General features: G+C 69.4%; 14 protein-coding genes. 8 read left to right on the top strand and 6 right to left on the bottom strand.

The annotated features are described in order from the left end of the window. The first annotated feature begins 5 nt into the window (after positions 1–5). From BLU09_RS11380 to BLU09_RS11370, 3 genes are all read left to right on the top strand, one after another. Complete coding sequence (locus BLU09_RS11380; RefSeq protein WP_090489193.1) at positions 6–1,316, top strand: adenylosuccinate synthase; 1,311 nt, start codon at positions 6–8, stop codon at positions 1,314–1,316. Positions 1,317–1,408: 92 nt separating this feature from the next. Further along, positions 1,409–2,725 (top strand): tetratricopeptide repeat protein, encoded by a 1,317-nt coding sequence (locus BLU09_RS11375; RefSeq protein ID WP_090489191.1) that lies wholly within the window; start codon positions 1,409–1,411, stop codon positions 2,723–2,725. 62 nt (positions 2,726–2,787) lie between these two features. Next, the gene (locus BLU09_RS11370) at positions 2,788–3,222 is read left to right on the top strand and encodes a hypothetical protein (protein WP_090489189.1); all 435 of its coding nucleotides are present in this window, start codon (positions 2,788–2,790) and stop codon (positions 3,220–3,222) included. A gap of 8 nt (positions 3,223–3,230) precedes the next feature. On the opposite strand, the gene BLU09_RS11365 is transcribed toward BLU09_RS11370, so the two are convergent. The 3 genes from BLU09_RS11365 to BLU09_RS11355 all read right to left on the bottom strand — a co-directional run bounded on the left by BLU09_RS11365 (position 3,231) and on the right by BLU09_RS11355 (position 5,780). After that, positions 3,231–4,091 (bottom strand): FHA domain-containing protein, encoded by an 861-nt coding sequence (locus BLU09_RS11365; protein ID WP_090489922.1) that lies wholly within the window; start codon positions 4,089–4,091, stop codon positions 3,231–3,233. 132 nt (positions 4,092–4,223) lie between these two features. Further along, entirely contained in the window at positions 4,224–4,994 is a 771-nt protein-coding gene (locus tag BLU09_RS11360; protein WP_090489187.1) for a YqjF family protein, read from the bottom strand. A gap of 162 nt (positions 4,995–5,156) precedes the next feature. Then, positions 5,157–5,780: a hypothetical protein gene (locus BLU09_RS11355; protein ID WP_225909932.1), complete on the bottom strand. Its 624-nt coding sequence runs from the start codon at positions 5,778–5,780 to the stop codon at positions 5,157–5,159. Positions 5,781–5,947: 167 nt separating this feature from the next. Between BLU09_RS11355 and BLU09_RS11350 the strand changes: the two genes are divergently transcribed. Further along, on the top strand, positions 5,948–7,150 hold the full coding sequence (locus BLU09_RS11350; RefSeq protein ID WP_090489185.1) for a carbohydrate-binding family 9-like protein: 1,203 nt from the start codon (positions 5,948–5,950) through the stop codon (positions 7,148–7,150). A gap of 12 nt (positions 7,151–7,162) precedes the next feature. Here BLU09_RS11350 and BLU09_RS11345 read toward each other — a convergent pair whose 3' ends face one another. Then, the gene (locus BLU09_RS11345) at positions 7,163–7,417 is read right to left on the bottom strand and encodes a hypothetical protein (protein ID WP_174256959.1); all 255 of its coding nucleotides are present in this window, start codon (positions 7,415–7,417) and stop codon (positions 7,163–7,165) included. Then, on the bottom strand, positions 7,414–9,882 hold the full coding sequence (locus BLU09_RS11340) for a DNA internalization-related competence protein ComEC/Rec2 (protein WP_090489180.1): 2,469 nt from the start codon (positions 9,880–9,882) through the stop codon (positions 7,414–7,416). The genes BLU09_RS11345 and BLU09_RS11340 overlap by 4 nt, the downstream gene beginning before the upstream one ends. Positions 9,883–10,065: 183 nt before the next feature. Here BLU09_RS11340 and BLU09_RS11335 point away from each other — a divergent pair, with 183 nt between their 5' ends. Both BLU09_RS11335 and BLU09_RS11330 read left to right on the top strand, forming a co-directional pair. Further along, positions 10,066–10,560 (top strand): CarD family transcriptional regulator, encoded by a 495-nt coding sequence (locus BLU09_RS11335; protein WP_013939202.1) that lies wholly within the window; start codon positions 10,066–10,068, stop codon positions 10,558–10,560. A gap of 91 nt (positions 10,561–10,651) precedes the next feature. Then, positions 10,652–11,299 (top strand): hypothetical protein, encoded by a 648-nt coding sequence (locus BLU09_RS11330; RefSeq protein WP_090489179.1) that lies wholly within the window; start codon positions 10,652–10,654, stop codon positions 11,297–11,299. Here the strand turns inward: BLU09_RS11330 and BLU09_RS11325 are convergent. Then, positions 11,277–12,677: an FHA domain-containing protein gene (locus BLU09_RS11325; protein WP_244171626.1), complete on the bottom strand. Its 1,401-nt coding sequence runs from the start codon at positions 12,675–12,677 to the stop codon at positions 11,277–11,279. The genes BLU09_RS11330 and BLU09_RS11325 overlap by 23 nt on opposite strands. A gap of 197 nt (positions 12,678–12,874) precedes the next feature. Here BLU09_RS11325 and cysS point away from each other — a divergent pair, with 197 nt between their 5' ends. Together cysS and BLU09_RS11315 are read left to right on the top strand one after the other, a co-directional pair. Next, positions 12,875–14,344, top strand: coding sequence for a cysteine--tRNA ligase (gene cysS / locus BLU09_RS11320; RefSeq protein ID WP_425270576.1), 1,470 nt, complete (start codon positions 12,875–12,877; stop codon positions 14,342–14,344). Positions 14,345–14,391: 47 nt separating this feature from the next. Further along, positions 14,392–16,071: a M28 family metallopeptidase gene (locus tag BLU09_RS11315; RefSeq protein WP_373284001.1), complete on the top strand. Its 1,680-nt coding sequence runs from the start codon at positions 14,392–14,394 to the stop codon at positions 16,069–16,071. Positions 16,072–16,108: the final 37 nt, after the last annotated feature.

The raw sequence follows: 16,108 nt of genomic DNA, 5'->3' as shown, positions 1-16,108 counted from the left end.
GCACCATGCCGAACGTCGTCGTCATCGGAGCGCAGTGGGGAGATGAGGGGAAGGGCAAGGTCGTTGACCTGCTCACCGAGCACGCCCAGGTCGTCGTCCGCTTCCAGGGCGGCAACAACGCGGGCCACACGCTGGTGGTGGGTGGGCAGAAGACCGTCCTCCACCTGATTCCCTCGGGTATCCTCCACCCTGGGAAGACGTGTGTGATTGGCAACGGAGTGGTGGTGGATCCTGCCGTCCTCGTCGGGGAGATTGACGCGCTGAAGGTGCGCGGCTTCCTGAAGGACGACGCGCAGCTCCTCATCTCCGACAATGCCCACGTCATCTTCCCGTGGCACAAGCTGCTGGACAGCTTCCGCGAGAAGGCGCGCGGCGGCAGCGCCATTGGCACCACGGGCCGGGGCATTGGCCCCGCGTACGAGGACAAGGTGGCCCGTCGCGGCATCCGCGTGCGGGACCTGCTCAACGCGGACCGGCTGCGCACGCGCATCGAGGCTCGGCTGCCGGCGGCGCTGGACGAACTGAAGGACCTGTGCGCGCAGGCGGGCGACCCGGTGCCGCAGCTCGAGGTGCTGCAGATTCTGGCGGAGTTCACCGGCCTGGGCGAGCGGCTCAAGCCCTTCGTCCACGACGCCTCGCTCTATCTGTCCGGTCAGGTGCGCCGCGGCGCCCGCATCCTCTTCGAGGGCGCGCAGGGCACGCTGCTGGACGTGGACCACGGCACCTATCCCTTCGTGACGTCCTCCAACTGCGTGGCGGGCAACGCGGCGGTGGGCTCGGGCCTGGGGCCCACGGCCATCGACAAGGTGATGGGCATCAGCAAGGCCTACACCACGCGCGTGGGCGGCGGTCCGTTCCCCACGGAGCTGCACGACGCCATCGGCGACCAGCTGCGCAAGATGGGCGACGAGTTCGGCACCACCACCGGCCGGCCCCGTCGCTGCGGGTGGCTGGACGGCGTGGTGCTGCGCTACGCCTCGCGCGTCAACGGCCTGTGGGGCATGGCCCTCACCAAGCTGGACGTGCTCAGCGGCCTCAAGACGCTGCAGATCTGCACCGCGTACGAACTGGACGGCCAGAAGGTGACGGAGCTGCCCGGCGACTACGAGGACCTCGCGCGCGTCAAGCCCATCTACGAGACGCTCCAGGGCTGGGACGAGCAGATCGCCGGCGTGCGGACCTTCGACGAGCTGCCGGAGAACGCCAAGCGCTACGTGCGCCGGGTGGAGGAGGTCAGCGGCGTCCCCGTGGTGTGCGTCTCCGTGGGCGCCGACCGCGGTGAGACGGTGCTGCTCCAGAACCCGTTCCGGAGCTGAGCGGAGGCGAAGGGCTGGCGTCGCTCGCGGGCGAGCTGACGCGGCCCTGGTTTTTCTGCTACGGCTTCCGGATCGATACCCCGGGAGCCGTCATGGTTGTCTTGCGCAGGTTCGTCATCGCGCTGTCCGCGGCAATGCTGCTGGGGGCCGCGGAGCCATCCGCCGCGGCCCGGGACGCATTCCTGCGCGGAGAGTCGGCGCTGGCGCGTGGCCGCTGGGATGACGCGGCCACCGCCTACCGCGAGGCCCTGGCCGACACGCCCGGCTATCCCGCCGCTCTCAATGGCCTGGGCAGCGTGCTCTTCCGCAAGGGGCAGGTGCAGGAGGCGCTCACGCTCTTTCGCGACGCCGCGAAGGCCGACCCCGGCTTCAAGATGGCCTGGTTCAACCTGGGCTATGCCGCGCGGAAGACGGGGGATGCGGCCACCGCGGCACAGGCCTACGAGCGCTACACCGAGCTCGAGCCCGGCGACGCGGACGGCTTCTACGGGCTGGGGGAGAGTTACCGGCAGCTTGGGCAGAAGGACAAGGCGATTCCCGCGTACCAGGCGTACATCGCCCGTGAGCAGCGCAGGGGGGAGCAGGTCTGGGTCCGAAAGGCGACCGAACACCTGAAGGCCATGGGCGCCGAGCCGCTCGCGGTGGCCACCGCGCCGGCCGCTGCGACGCCCTCAGCGGCGCCCGTTGCGGAATCCGTGACGTCCAATCCGGCGCTGGCGGCGTCGCGCATCCGTGACGGTGACGCCTTGATGAAGGAGCGCCGCTACCGCGAGGCGGCCTTCGCCTTCCTGGATGCATCTCACGCGGATGCGGGCCATGTGGAGGCCTTGTTCAAGCTGGGCAACGCCTTGGCGGTGCTGGGCTACTACGGGCAGGCGGTGGCGCAGTGGGAGCGGGCCACCGCGCTCACGAAGGACGCGGCCATCCAGCAGAGCGCGAAGGAGAACATCGACCGAGCGCGGGCGAAGATGGCGCAGGCGGGCGTTTCTCCCCAGGCCGCGGGACAGGCACCGGGCTCCGGCCCCGTGGCCGACACGACGCGCGCACTGGCGCGCCGGGCGTATGAGCAGGGCGTACAGCGCATCGCCAGCAAGGACTTCAGTGGCGCGCTGACCAGCCTCACCCAGTCCATCCAGCTCGAGCCCATGCTGGCCGTGGCCTTTGTCGCGCGAGGCAGCGCCAACATCGGCCTGCGCCGCTACGCGGAGGCCGCGGCGGACTATCAGTACGCCTTGGAGCTGGAGCCCGGCTCGGCGTCTCCGCTTTACGGACTGGCCGAATCTTTCCGCGCCATGGGCCGCATGCTGGAGGCACGCGACCTCTACGAGCGCTATGCCGCCTCCTCCTCCGCGGACGTCCGCCCCCAGCTTCAGGAGGAATCCCGACAGAAGGCGGCGCGTCTGCGTTGACCGGCAGGCAGGAAGCCTGTGGGCCGGTGGACCGTGTCAGCCCCAAGCATTAGCTTCCATGAATGACCGGGCGCGACGCGGAACCGAACGGACGGCAGGTCTTCAGACCCCGACGGGTCCTCGCAGCGGCCATGGCCGCCGCGGGCCTCCTCTGGGTTGCCGTGCTGGTGTACCTCCTCCGATTCTTCGATGAGGTCCCGTTCAAGACCTTCCTCTCAGCGGGCTTTTTCGTCCTCTTCTTCGCCGTGTCGCTCATGTACTACGGGCGCACGCACATCGTCGTGGATGCCCGGGGCTTGACCTACCGAGGCATGGTGCGGACGCGGCGCTTCACCTTCGCGGACATCCGCAAGCTCGATGTCCTGCCTGGGCCCGTGACGGTCTACGCCATCCGGGGCAAGGCGGGCCTCGTCCACTTCACCAGCTTCTTCAGGCACCATCAGCAACTCGCGCGGCTCCTCGTGGAGCGCGCGGGGCTGGGCCCCATTCCAGGCTGAGCCTCGCGTCAGCTTCCCGTCGCGAGCAGCCACGTGACGGCCACGCCCACGGAGGCCGCCACCGCGCCCAGTCCAATCAGCCACCATTCGCCGCGAGGCTTGGGCATGCTGGGAGGCTCCTCGGGCGTGGGCTCCACCGTGACTTCGGTGGAAGCAGGGCTGGCCGCGCCAGAGGGCGATTCCTGCTCGCCAGCAGGCGAGGCGGGGGGCGGGGTCTCTTCCACGGCGGCCTGGAAGCGGAGCAGTGAACGGCCCATTTCAATGACGTCGCCATCCGCCAGCGGAACCCGGGATTCGACGCGCTGGCCGTTGAGGAAGACGCCGTTGGGACTGCCCAGGTCCTCCAGGGAGAATCCCCCCTCGCCGTGGAGGACGCGCGCATGTGTCCTGGACACGGCCCGGTCTCTCAGCCGCATCGCGACGTCGCTGCCCCGGCCGATGTCCGTCTGTGCCTCGGCGAGCGCGTGGACGCGCCCGACATCCAGTCCCGTGAGGCAGGTGAGGGTGGCCGCGCGCGACGGGGCCGGTTCATCCGTTCCCGTCAGCAGTCCCTTGAGGAGCGCCACGGTGCCCAGCCCGCGCTCACTGACGGCCTCCTGAAGCACGCGCAGTCCCATGTCGTCGGGCAGGCCGAGCGCCTCTCCGGGAATCACCAACCTCGGGACACCCGGGGGGACCAGCACGTCATTGACGGAGAAGGTGCGCGCGGCCTCGACCATGAGCCGCTGTGCCTCGATGCGCAGACTGAGAAGGCTCGGGGGCAGACCCTCCAGTCGGATGTGGTCATCCGGGCCGCCTCCCAGGAGGTGGATGCCATCGGAGAGCTCGAAGGGGGTGGTGGAGCCCAGGTGTTCGAATTCGAAGCGCATGGGAAAGCCCGGAAGCAACGGACCGGCCGCCCAAGGAGGCCAGGGTTCCGCGGACTTGCCGTCCATGTGCGTCCCGGTGGCGACGGGGCCGTCCGAAGCGCGAGACACCCGCGGAGGAGACGCGGGCCTGGCTCAGGCGGCGCGCGGCTTCTCGGAGGCTGGCGACTGGCCGGTACCGGAGCCCGTTCGCGTGCCGGGATACACGGCCACGGCCGAGCCGTCCGCGACGAAGGCGGAGCTGGGCTTGCCGCGCAGGAAGGGGACGAACCTCGCGCCGTACATGCCTTCCACGTCGATCTCGAGCGCGGTGGTGTCCACCTGCCACACGGACCAGCGGGGATGCTCCACGCGGTACTCCGCGCAGCCGCCGTCCCGTTGCGCGGTGTAGCCCCAGTAGTGCTCGGTGATGAACTCCGCCTCCGAGCCAGGCTCGCTGGCCTGCGGCGGACCGAGCGTCGTCGCCGCCAGGTGCTGCCACTTTCCCCCCGCCTTCCACGCATATTCGACGCGGCCAGGGGCGCCGGTGTGCGCGCCTTCCATCTCCACGACGTGCCGCATGGGCAGCGCGACATACGGCTCGTTGTAGAGCACGCGCGCCACGGTGGCGATGGCCTGTCGCGGGACGATTTCCTTCACGAACACCACGCCTCGCCGCCAGTCTTCAGGGCCGAGATGGCGCACGTAGAAGCGCAGGTTCACCTCATCGAAGTTGCGGTGGAATGGCACGGGCAGTCCCCGCACGCGCGTGTCGAGGAACCGGAAGCCCACCATGCTGGCGAAGGTCCGGCCCTGCCAGGTGTCCAGCTCCGTGTCACGAGGGACGAGGGGGTGCAGTACCTCCGGGTCCACCTCGTAGTTGAGCATGACGAGATACCGCCACTCCGCCGTGAGGAAAGGGCGCATGCCTCCGTCCTAATGCGGGGTCGTCTCCCGGCGCCACTGAGTCTGATGGCGGGCGTGCGTCGCGCTCACCCCTCGCAGAAGCCGGCATTCTGCGACGGGGGAGCGCTCGCGGAGGTCAGGTGTCCGGGCTCGCTTCATTCCCAGGCACAGGTGGCCGTGTCGCTACCAGGTCGCGCCGATGTTGACGGTGCCTGCGTAGCTGCCGCCGCTGCTGAAGTTCCGGTCGCCAATCGTGACGTCGCCGGGCGGGGCGTTCGCCGCGAACTGCTGGTCCAGGAGGAAGCTGTACTGGAGCCGGGCATCAGCGGTGAAGTTGCCCATGTGGACGCGCAAGCCGCCGCCCAACGGGATGTTGCCCGCCGTGTCATCCGCGAAGGCGACCGTGGGGGCCCGCACGTTGTACCGGCTGATGCCCACGCCGCCCAGGACGTAGGGCTGCACGGGCGCGGCACCCAGGCCCAGCGTGGCCACCACGTGCGCGCCGTTTCGGACCAGGTCCGGGCCGCTCCGGGCGCCCGTCACCACGCGCTGGTCGAACTCGTTGAGGGCGCCCGAGTAGCCCAGCTCGATGCCCAGCACCTTCGTGGGCTTGATGGCCACCGTCACGCCGTAGCCCAGGCCCGGGTTGATGTCGGAGCCCAGTGCGCTCGTGTAGCCCTCGACACCGCCGCCCACCAGGAACGTCAGTCCACGCATGTCCGCGGAGGACTCCAGCCGCTCTTGTGCCATGGCGCTCCCTGCTCCCAGCACACCCACCACCGCACCCACCTTGAGTAGAGTTTTCATTCGCGCCTCCCTTGGGCCTGAACCGCTGGTTGAGGCGAGAAGATGGGAGCCACCGCTCGGCATGACAATTGCCGGGACTTCGGGGTGAGAGGGGCACGATGGTTGCCTGCTCGCCCACCTCGTGGTGAACCCATTGGGCGCGAAGCCCGCTAGGATGCGCGGCCCCGATGCGTCTCCCGTCCTCCGTCCTCGCTCCGCTGCTGGCCGTCACCTGTCTTGCCACCGCCTGTCGTGATGAGCAGGCCGGGCCGCGCCAGAAGACACCTCGCATTCCCGCGCCCACGCAGCTCCGCACCCTGGACGCGGCGCCCGCGGACCTCACGTTCCGCAGCGGCGCGACGTTCGCCGGTGGCGCGGTGGTGTACCTGGGCTCCAAGGTGTCACCGGAGAAGGCCGCGCCCGGCACGCAGGTGAGGTTGGCCCATTACTTCCAAGCGGTTCGTCCGCCGCCGCAAGGCTTCGCCTTCTTCGTTCACGTCGTGGACCCGGCGAGTGGCGGCATGCTCACGAACGCGGACCATGAGGTACAGGGGGGCGCCGCGCCGCTGGCGTCATGGCCGGTGGGCAAGGTCATCGAGGACGTCCACTCGGTGCCCATGCCGGGCACGCCCGCGCGCGTGATGCTCGGCTTCTGGCGGGGAGACTCGCGGCTGCCCGTGGACGACGCCCATGCGCATGACGGCTCGCAGCGGATGCTGGGGCCTCAGTTGGGCGGGGCCGCGCAGGAACTGCCCGAGTACTCCGTCCCGCGCGTGAGCCAGCCGCCCACCATTGACGGCGTGCTCGACGACGCGGCGTGGAAGCAGGCCAAACCCGTGGTGCTGCGCCGGAGCTTCGACGGGAGCGCCGCGCGCCAGCGCACCGAGGCGCGGCTCGTCCATGACGGCAAGTTCCTCTACGTGGCCTTCGACCTGGAAGACCCGGACGTGTGGGGCACACTGCGCAAGCGCGATGACCCCATCTACGAGGAGGAGGTGGTGGAAATCTTCCTCGACGCGAACGCGGATGGCCGCACGTACAACGAGCTCCAGGTGTCACCGCACAACGTCATCTTCGACGCGTACTTCCCCGCCCGTCGGCAGGGCATGGACCGCTCCTGGGATTCAGGGATGACGTCCGCCGTGAAGGTGCGGGGCACGTTGGATGATGCCTCGGACCGCGACGAGGGCTGGTCGGTGGAGATGCAGATTCCCTTCGACCGGCTGGCCGAAGTCCCGCACATCCCGCCTCAGCCGGGTGACCGCTGGCGCTTCAACCTCTACCGGCTGGAGCACCATGACCGCCGCACGGTGGAGGGGCAGTCCTTCTCGCCCCTCTTCGTCGGCGACTTCCATGCGCTGCCGCGCTTCGGTTGGCTCGTGTTCGAATAGGGGCGCCCGCGCTCATGCGTGGGGGCTGATGTCCCAGTGCGCGTCCGCGACGGACCGCTCGGTGGGGTCCCCCAGGAAGCGGAGGAAGCCGCGAGTCTCCATCGTGTCGATGAGCTCCTCCGCCTCCAACTGCGAGAAGCCGCGCAGGTCCACGAGCAGGTTGCGCATCACGGACTTGCCACGGAGGTACCCGATGGGTTCTCCCGGGCCGAGCGCGTTCTTCAGGTCGGCGGTGAGCTGCTGGAGGTCGATATCCTCTGGAATCATCGGCCCCAATCTGGTGATGCGCCCCCAGCCCGCGCAACCGGTGTGGCCTGGGGAGAAGGCTCGTGGGGCAGGAAGGTGAGGAGGCGGACGTCCTGGCCGTCGCTTTCCACGGTGATGGCGCCATGCTGGTCCGTTCTCCAGCACTCGCTCCCCAGCGCCCGGTATCGCGCCTCCACGTCGTCGTGGGGAAAGCCGTACCGGTTGCGCCGGCCCACGCAGAAGACGACGTGCCGTGGGCGTGTGCGCGCCAGCAGGGCTTCCGTGGAGGACGTCCGTGAGCCGTGGTGAGGGGCCTTCATCACCGTCACTGGGCCCAGTCGTTCCGCCAGGGCCTCTTCGCCATCCGCCTCCACGTCGCCCGTGAGCAGCACGGTGACATCGCCGTGGCGCACCAGGAGCACCACGCTTCGGTCGTTCGCGCCTTCCAGCAGGTCGCGTGCCTCCAACGCTGGTGGTCCGAGCACTTCGATGGTCGCCTCGCCCAGGCGCAGGGGTGGATGGCCCACCTCGACTTCCTCCACCAGCGCTGTCCCCGCCGCGGCCACCACCTGCCGCGAGAGCGGACCGTCTCCGTCGCCCGCGGGCATCCACAGTCGCTGGGTGGGAATCTGCTTCAACGCGGAGGCCAGCCCGAGCGCATGGTCCGGATGCGGATGGGACAGCACGGCGAGGTCCAGCCGGGAGATGCCCGCGTGCTTCAGGTACGGGAGGATGAAGCGTTCCGCGGTGTCCATGCCGCCTGGAACGCCGCCGCCATCCACGAGCATGTGCTCACCACCGGAGCTGACGACCACGCCGTCGCCCTGACCCACGTAGAGAAAGGTGACGCGCAGCCCGGGCTGCGGCGTGAGCACCGGTGCCAGGATGGCGGCGACGACGGCCGCGGGAGCCAACAAACCGCCCAGCCGCCAGCGCCCCGTGCCGAGCGCCCACATCAGCAGCCCCGCCGCGTAGAGGGCCGACAGGAAGCCCAGTGACGGCACCTCGACCGAGGCCAGCGGCGCCGCCGCGAAGAGCCGGGTGATGACCAGCAGCAGCTCGGACGCCCAGGCGCCGGCCCACAGCACCGGCGTCGCCAGCACGGGGGCGACGACGAAGAGCGCGGCGCCACCCGCGGCCAGGCCCGTGAGCAGCCCGCACAAGGGCAGGGCGACCACGTTCGAGATGAGCCCCGCGAGACTCACCCGTCCGAAGGTCGCCGCGACGATGGGGAGTCCCGACAGCGTCGCGGCCGCGCTCGCGCACAGTGTCTGTGCCACCGTCTCCTGAGCGTGTCCCCACCAGCGCCGGACGCGGTGGGGCTCGGACGGGTCGGGCTCGGCCAGGGGCAGCGCCTGCCGCAGCGGCGGTGACAGCAGCACCAGTCCCAGTACGGCGAGGAACGACAGCCGCAGCGACAGGTCGGCCACGCTGGAGGGCGCCCAGGCCACCAGCACCACGGCCGCGGCGGCCAGCCCATTGAGCCCGTCCGCGCGCCGCCACAGCGCCAGCCCCAGCAGCACCACCGTGGCCATCACCGCGGAGCGCACCGCCGGCGGCTGGTTGTCGGTGAACACGACGTAGGCCCAGACGAAGGGCACCGCCGCGGGGGCCGCCACCTGCCGAGCATCCAGCATTCGCCACCGCTCGCCGGTGCGCACCACCAGCCGCCGCAGCACCGCGAGCGTCATCAGCGCCAACGCCGCCACATGCAGCCCGCTGACACTCAACACGTGGGCCAGTCCCGCGCGAGAGAAGGCCTCTTCCCACGCGTCATCCAGCGCCGCGCGTTGCCCCGCCGCCAGGGTGAGGAAGAGCGCCGCCGCATCCGTCGAGGGCGACACCGCATGGACCGCCGCCGCCAGCCGCGTGCGTGTGTCCTCCAATGACACCCGCCACGCCGGGGCAGGGGAGAGCACCATCAGGCGCCGCGCGTCCATGCCACCGGTGAAGGCCACGCCCTGTCGCCGTCGCGCTGCTCCGAAATCCTTCTCGCCCGGGTTCGATGGGGGCGCGTCTGGCTGCAGCTTCGTCTCTGCCCGGACACGTTGCCCGGGCAGGAGCGGCGGTGGCTCGCCACGCAGCGACAGGTTCATCCGGAACCGTACGGGCGCGAGCGGCCCGGGAGGGACGCCCGCCCGCGCGACGGCCAATCGGACACGCGTCGTCCCGTCGAAGCGGTCCACCCGTTCCGTTTCTCCCTCGATGATGATGGTGTTGCCTTGGGTCAGCTCCGCCGGCACATCCACCTGGGATTCCCAGCGCGCCAGCCCCGTGCCCGCCGCCCAGAGCGACGCAAGCACGGCGAGATGCGCACCAGGCAGCCGGGCAAGCGTCAGCCCGAGCGCTCCCAGTAAAAGCCCACAAACGAGAAATGGCTCGGCGTACGCGCTTGTTACCGGGGCACAGAGGGCTCCGAGTGACAGGCTCAGGGCGGGAAAGAAGAGAGGACGCGCGCCCAGGTCGCGCCAAGCATGACGTTCCACCTTCCGACCCCCACCCGCCGCCCGTCACGCTGGTGCACACATCTGCCGACACCGCGTGTAGAAACCGACAACGTAGTCGGGAGCGTCCTGGGTGGTCAAGGCGTTATCGTTGCCCGTGGATGTGGTTTGTGGTAGTAGTGCCCGGCTGAAAGGCCGGGAACGAGTCTTTCAAGGAGGCAGTGAGTGCAGACCAGCTTCAAGACTGGTGACAAGGCGGTCTACCCGGGCCAGGGCGTCGGTGAAGTGATGGGTATCGAACACACCGAGGTGGCCGGGCAGCGCCAGTCCTTCTACGTGCTGCGCATCCTGGAGAACGGAATGCGGATCATGATCCCGATCAACAAGGTCGGGTCGGTCGGTCTCCGGGAGATCATCAGCGAGGAGGACGTCAAGCAGGTCTACTCCATCCTCAAGGAGAAGGACATCTCCGTTGACTCCACGACGTGGAACCGTCGTTACCGGGAGTACATGGAGAAGATCAAGACGGGCTCGGTGTTCGAAATCGCCGAAGTGCTCCGCGACCTGTACCTCCTGAAGGGCGACAAGGACCTCTCCTTCGGCGAGCGGAAGATGCTGGACACCGCGCGCTCGCTCCTCATCAAGGAGCTGTCGCTGGCCAAGGACTGCTCCGAGGAAGAAATCGAGTCGGACCTGAAGAAGATCTTCAACCTGGCCTGAGCCGTCCAGCTGCTGTCCAAGACTCGTCGCCCCGGGTTCCCCAGTCAGGGAGCTCGGGGTTTCGTCTTTCCACGCCACATCATGCCCGCCCATGAGTGAGCAGCCGCCGCAGTCCCCCTCGGAAGAGGCGCGAGCGCGCCGTATCGCGGAGCTCGAGTTCCGGTTGTCACGCCGCCGCGTGGGCGTACGGCCCATGGCCGCGGTCATGGCCATCGCCGTGGGACTGGTGCTGCTCGGCATGCAGCGGAAGGACTTGTCGTATTTCCTGTCCCCCAGCGTGCCGCTGACGTTGGGGGCGGAAGGGGCGTACCGCTTCGAGGCGCTCGTTTCCAACCGATACGCCCAGGTGCATGGCGTGCCCACGGTCCGGGGCGCCTATGAGCGCGCGGACGGCGCGCTGTATGTCCTCGTGGGGCTGCGAGACTCGCCCTTCGTGGTGCGCCGTCCAGCGCTCCCGGGGGAGCAGTGGACGGATGGCCGTCCACCGCCGCAGCCCGACCAGCGTCCCTTCGCCGTGCGAGGGCGGCTGCTGGCGCAAGAGGATGCCCCTCGCTACCGCGATGCGCTGGCCCTGATGGAGCGCATGGGCGAGCTCCAACCGCGGGACGGCCGATTGTGGCTGCTCATAGAAGGCGAGCGGCCCGGCACGGACAGGGGGTTGCTGCTCGTGTGCCTGGCGCTGGTCACCTTCGTGGTGCTCAACGCGATGCTGCTGGTCAGGGGGCTGAAGCGCCGGTGAGCCGGCCGAGTTGCTCGCGGGCCTCGCGGTTGCCCGTGTCGTGCTTCAGGGCCTGCTCGAAGGCGGCGCGCGCCTCGCTCACCCGGCCCGCGGCGGCATGCTCCGTGCCGACCTGGACGTGGAGTCGCGACAACTGCTTGCGCAGGGGCGGTCCGTGTTTGCTCCAGCCATGTGCCAGGGCGTCGTCCACGGAAATGGCGAGCGTCAGCTGGGCAATGGCCTCCGGAAAGTCCCGCTGCGCCAGGGCCTTCTTCGCCTGCGCCTCGGCGGTCTCGAAACGGATGAGCTGCCCGTGCAGCGTGGTGAGCTTCTCCGCCTGGGCCAGGTCCCGGGCCGCCGCCAAATCTCCCGCTTCGTAGCGGCGCAGGACCTCGGCCTCCTTCGCGGAGGTGGCGTCGGATGGCGCCGCCGCCGAATCGCGCGCCCCAGCCGCCCGCTTGTTCGAGGGGGCCACGGCCACGGGAACGGGACGCACCTGCTTCGTGGTGCCACGCGCCACGTTCAGGGCGCTGATGCCCGTGGCCTTGGGCGTCAGGGGCGCGTTCTCCGCTTCGGGAGGCGGATCCTCCGTGGTGGCCGTCGCGACTCCAGTTGTCGTGTCGCCTGTCTTGTCGGCGCTGCTGGCTGCGGGCACTTCCATGTCGAGCCGCGTGGGCGCACCCGACGCGGCCACGGCCGGCGAAGCGGCGGCCGTACTCCGGGGGGCAGCGGGTGGCGGGGTGGGAGAGGTGTGCTCCGCGCCGCCGGCCATCCGCATGGAAAGCAGCGCGATGAGCGCGGCCACACCCGAACCCAGCGCCGCGGCGCCCAGGGCCACCCCCACCGTGCTCAAGGCCCTGCGCGAAGGCGGCTTGTCGTCGTGGGAGACGGCGGGCACCCCCAGGGCAGGGGTTCCACCAGGGCCGCGCAGGCGCAGCAGGGCATTGCCGAGGGACACCTCGTCCCCCGGCATCAGCTCGACCTCCGAGGTGATGCGATGGCGGTTGAGGAAGGTGCCGTTCTGGCTGCTGAGGTCCTTCAGGAAGAAGCGCTCGCCGCGGCGGGTCAGGTGCGCATGCCGGCGGCTGATGGACGGGTGCTGCAGGCGGAGGTCGGATGAGGAGGACCGCCCGATGACCAGCGCCCCCTGTTTGACGGGCACCAACTGCCCGGCGCCAGGGCCTCGTTCGACGTACAGGAAGGCAGGCGCGTACCCGGGGTCCGAGTATTCATTCGAGGTGTCGAAGCGGGAGGCGAGTTCGCGGTCGCTGTTGGCGCGCCCTCCCGGGCCCTGGCGCCGGCTGCGGCGGGAGCCGGCGGGAAACTGGGGCACCCGCTGGGGACGCGGGTCGTCAGCCTGGAGCGGATCCACCTCGTCGTCATCGAAGGGCAGCTCCACGTCTGAATCCTGGGGCGCCTGCGTACCGGGCGGGCGGGGCGGCCGAGGGGGCCGCTTTGGGTTCGGTGGAGCCATGATGCCCATTCTCCCAGATTGGGGGCGGCGACGAACCCCTTGCGAATACTGGCTTGTCCGCGACCCGAGACTCTAGAGTGCGGGACACACCCACGCCTATGGACCCGAGAGGATTGCCGCACGTGACCCCGCCCGCCATTCGGCTCTTCAACACGATGACCATGCAGAAGGAGCTGCTGCAGCCCGCCATTCCTGGCGAGGTGGGGGTCTACGTCTGTGGTCCTACCGTCTACAGTTACATCCATATCGGGAATGCCCGCACCTTCACCTCCTTCGACGTGGTGGTCCGCTACCTCCGTCACCGGGGCCTGAAGGTCCGGTACGTCCGCAACTTCACGGACGTGGACGACAAAATCATCAAGGCGGCCGCGGAGACGGGGGAGGCCCCCGTGGAGCTGGCGGCGCGCTACGTGGAGATTTTCCGGGAGGACACCCGGGCGCTCCACCTGCTGGAGCCGGACTTCTCGCCGCGGGTGAGTGACCACCTCCCCGAAATCATCGCCATCATCCAGAAGCTCGTGGACAAGGGCCACGCGTACGCCTCCCAGGGCGACGTGTACTTCTCCGTGAGCAGCGACGCGGACTACGCGAAGCTGTCCAAGCGCAACCTGGATGAGCTGTGCGTAGGCGAGCGCGTGCAGCCGGGTGAGCAGAAGCGCGAGCCGCTCGACTTCGCCTTGTGGAAGGCGGCGAAGCCGGGAGAGCCCGCCTGGGAGAGCCCCTGGGGGCCTGGCCGTCCGGGCTGGCACATCGAGTGCTCCGCCATGAGCGCGAAGTACCTGGGTGAGACGTTCGACATCCACGGCGGCGCGCTGGACCTCATCTTCCCCCACCACGAGAACGAAATCGCCCAGAGCGAGTCCGCCAACGGGGTGACGTTCGCCCGGTATTGGATGCACTGCGGCTTCCTGGACCTGGAAGGCGCGAAGATGTCCAAGTCGCTGGGCAACGTGGTGCGCCTGCGCGACGCGCTGACCAAGGTGGACCCGGAAGCGCTGCGCTTCTTCTTCCTCGCCACGCACTACCGCCACCCGCTGTCGTTCTCCGACAAGGCGCTGGCGGATGCGGAGACGCGCATGGAGTACTTCTACGAGACGCTCCGCAAGGTGGACGAGCGAATCTCGGGGAAAGACTTCGGCAAGGGCCCCCTGCACGGCGACCCGCAGCGCTTCTTCACCGAGTTCGAGTCCGCCATGGACGACGACTTCAATACCGCGGGCGGCCTGGGCGCGCTGTCGGGGCTCTTCGGGATGATGAACGAGCTGACCGACAAGCCGCCCGTGAAGGACAAGGCCCTGGTGGGCCGCACGCTTCAGGCGCTGCGTGAGGACGTGCGCAGGGTGTCCGGCGTCCTGGGCCTCTTCGAGGACGCGCCCGATGCGTGGCTGCTGCGCCGCCGCGAGCGCGCCGTGCGCGAGCGGGGCATCGACGTGGCGGAGGTGGAGCGCCTGCTGGGCGAGCGCACCGCTGCCCGTGCGGCGAAAGACTTCGCCGCCGCGGACCGGGTGCGAGGCGAGCTGAAGCAGAAGGGCGTGGAAATCATGGACACGCCCGCTGGCACGACGTGGAAGGTGGCGCCGCTCCAGGGCTGATGCAGTGCTTCGGGTGTCCCGGGCTTCGTGTTAGGGCTCGGGACACCATGATGCGCTCGCTGCCCCTGCTTCTCGCCCTCTGCTCCGCTCCGGCGCTCGCGCAGCGCGTGCAGTTGACGACGCCCGCGGAGAAGTCCGCGTCCGGTGTCATCGCTCCGGAGGTGCTGCGCGCGCACGTACGCTTCCTCGCGAGTGACCTGCTGGAGGGCCGTGGTCCCGGCACACGGGGGGACGCGCTCGCGCAGGCGTACATCGCTTCGCAGTTCGAGGCGCTCGGGTTGCAGCCGTTGGGCACGGACGGCTCATACCTGCAGCCTTTTGACCTGGTGGGCGTCACCAGCAGCCCCGAGGAATTGTCGTTCCAGTCGCCCCAGGGCGCGGTGCACCTGAAGTTCCACCACGACTTCATCGCCGTGTCCGGCGTGCAGGCCCCCGAGTCGAAGCTGGCGGCGTCCGAGCTCGTCTTCGTGGGCTACGGTATCCAGGCCCCCGAGTACCAGTGGGACGACTTCAAGGGGATGGACGTGCGCGGCAAGACGCTGCTCATCCTCAACAGCGACCCGGAGGATGACCCGCAGCTCTTCGCGGGGAAGACGCGACTCTGGTACGGCCGCTGGGATTACAAGTACGAGCAGGCCGCGAAGATGGGCGCGGCGGGCGCCATCATCATCCACACCACGCCAAGCGCGGGCTACCCGTGGCAGGTGGTGCAGACGTCGTGGACGGGCGAGCAGTTCGAACTGCCCGCGGCGGAGGTGCCCCGTCTCCAGGTGAAGGCCTGGACGACCGAGCAGGCCACGCGCCGGGTATTGCAGCTGGCAGGCAAGGACCTGGGCGCGCTGTGGGCCGCCGCACAGAAGCGCGACTTCCAGCCCGTGCCACTCGGGGTGACGGTGTCGTCACGCCTCACCAACACGGTGCGCCGCAGTCCCACCGCCAACGTGCTGGCGCTGCTGCCCGGAAGCGATCCGAAGCTGTCGCAGGAGGTGGTGCTCTACACCGCGCACCATGACCACCTGGGCCGCAAGGAAGGCGGCAAGCCGGGCGAGGACACCATCTACAACGGCGCGCTCGACAACGCGTCCGGTGTGTCGGCGATGCTCAACATCGCCAAGGCGTTCAAGGCCCTTCCCAAGGCGCCGCGCCGCTCCATCCTCTTCGCGGCCGTGGCCGCCGAGGAGCAGGGGCTGCTGGGCTCGCAGTACCTGGCCGAGCACCCGCCCGTGCCCCACGGCCGGGTCGCCGCCAACATCAACATCGATGGCGCCAACATCCATGGCCGCACCCGCGACCTCACCGTCATCGGCCTGGGCAAGTCCAACCTGGACGCCACCCTGGTCGCCCTGGCGAAGACGCAGGGCCGGGTGGTGAAGGCGGACCAGCTGTCGGACCGTGGTTTCTTCTACCGGTCGGACCAGTTCAACTTCGCCAAGCGGGGCATTCCCGCCGCGTACTTCGGCAGTGGGATGGACTTCATCGGCAAGCCGGAGGGCTGGGGCAAGCAGCAGCGGGAGGTCTGGGAGTCGAAGCACTACCACCAGCCGTCGGACGAGCTGCGTCCGGATTGGGACTTTTCCGGCGCGGTGGAGGACATCCGCCTGTTCTTCCTGCTGGGGGCCCACGTTGCCCGGCAACCGGAGCTGCCTCGCTGGAACAAGGGGGATGAGTTCGAGGCTGCTCGGCTGCAATCCCTGGAAGCGTTGAAGCGGCAGGACACTTCGAAGTAGCGCGGTCACGAACATCCGGCCTTCCCACCCGGGCGGT

Source organism: Myxococcus virescens (assembly GCF_900101905.1).
Taxonomy (GTDB): domain Bacteria; phylum Myxococcota; class Myxococcia; order Myxococcales; family Myxococcaceae; genus Myxococcus; species Myxococcus virescens.
This window is presented reverse-complemented; position numbering and strand designations above follow the sequence as displayed.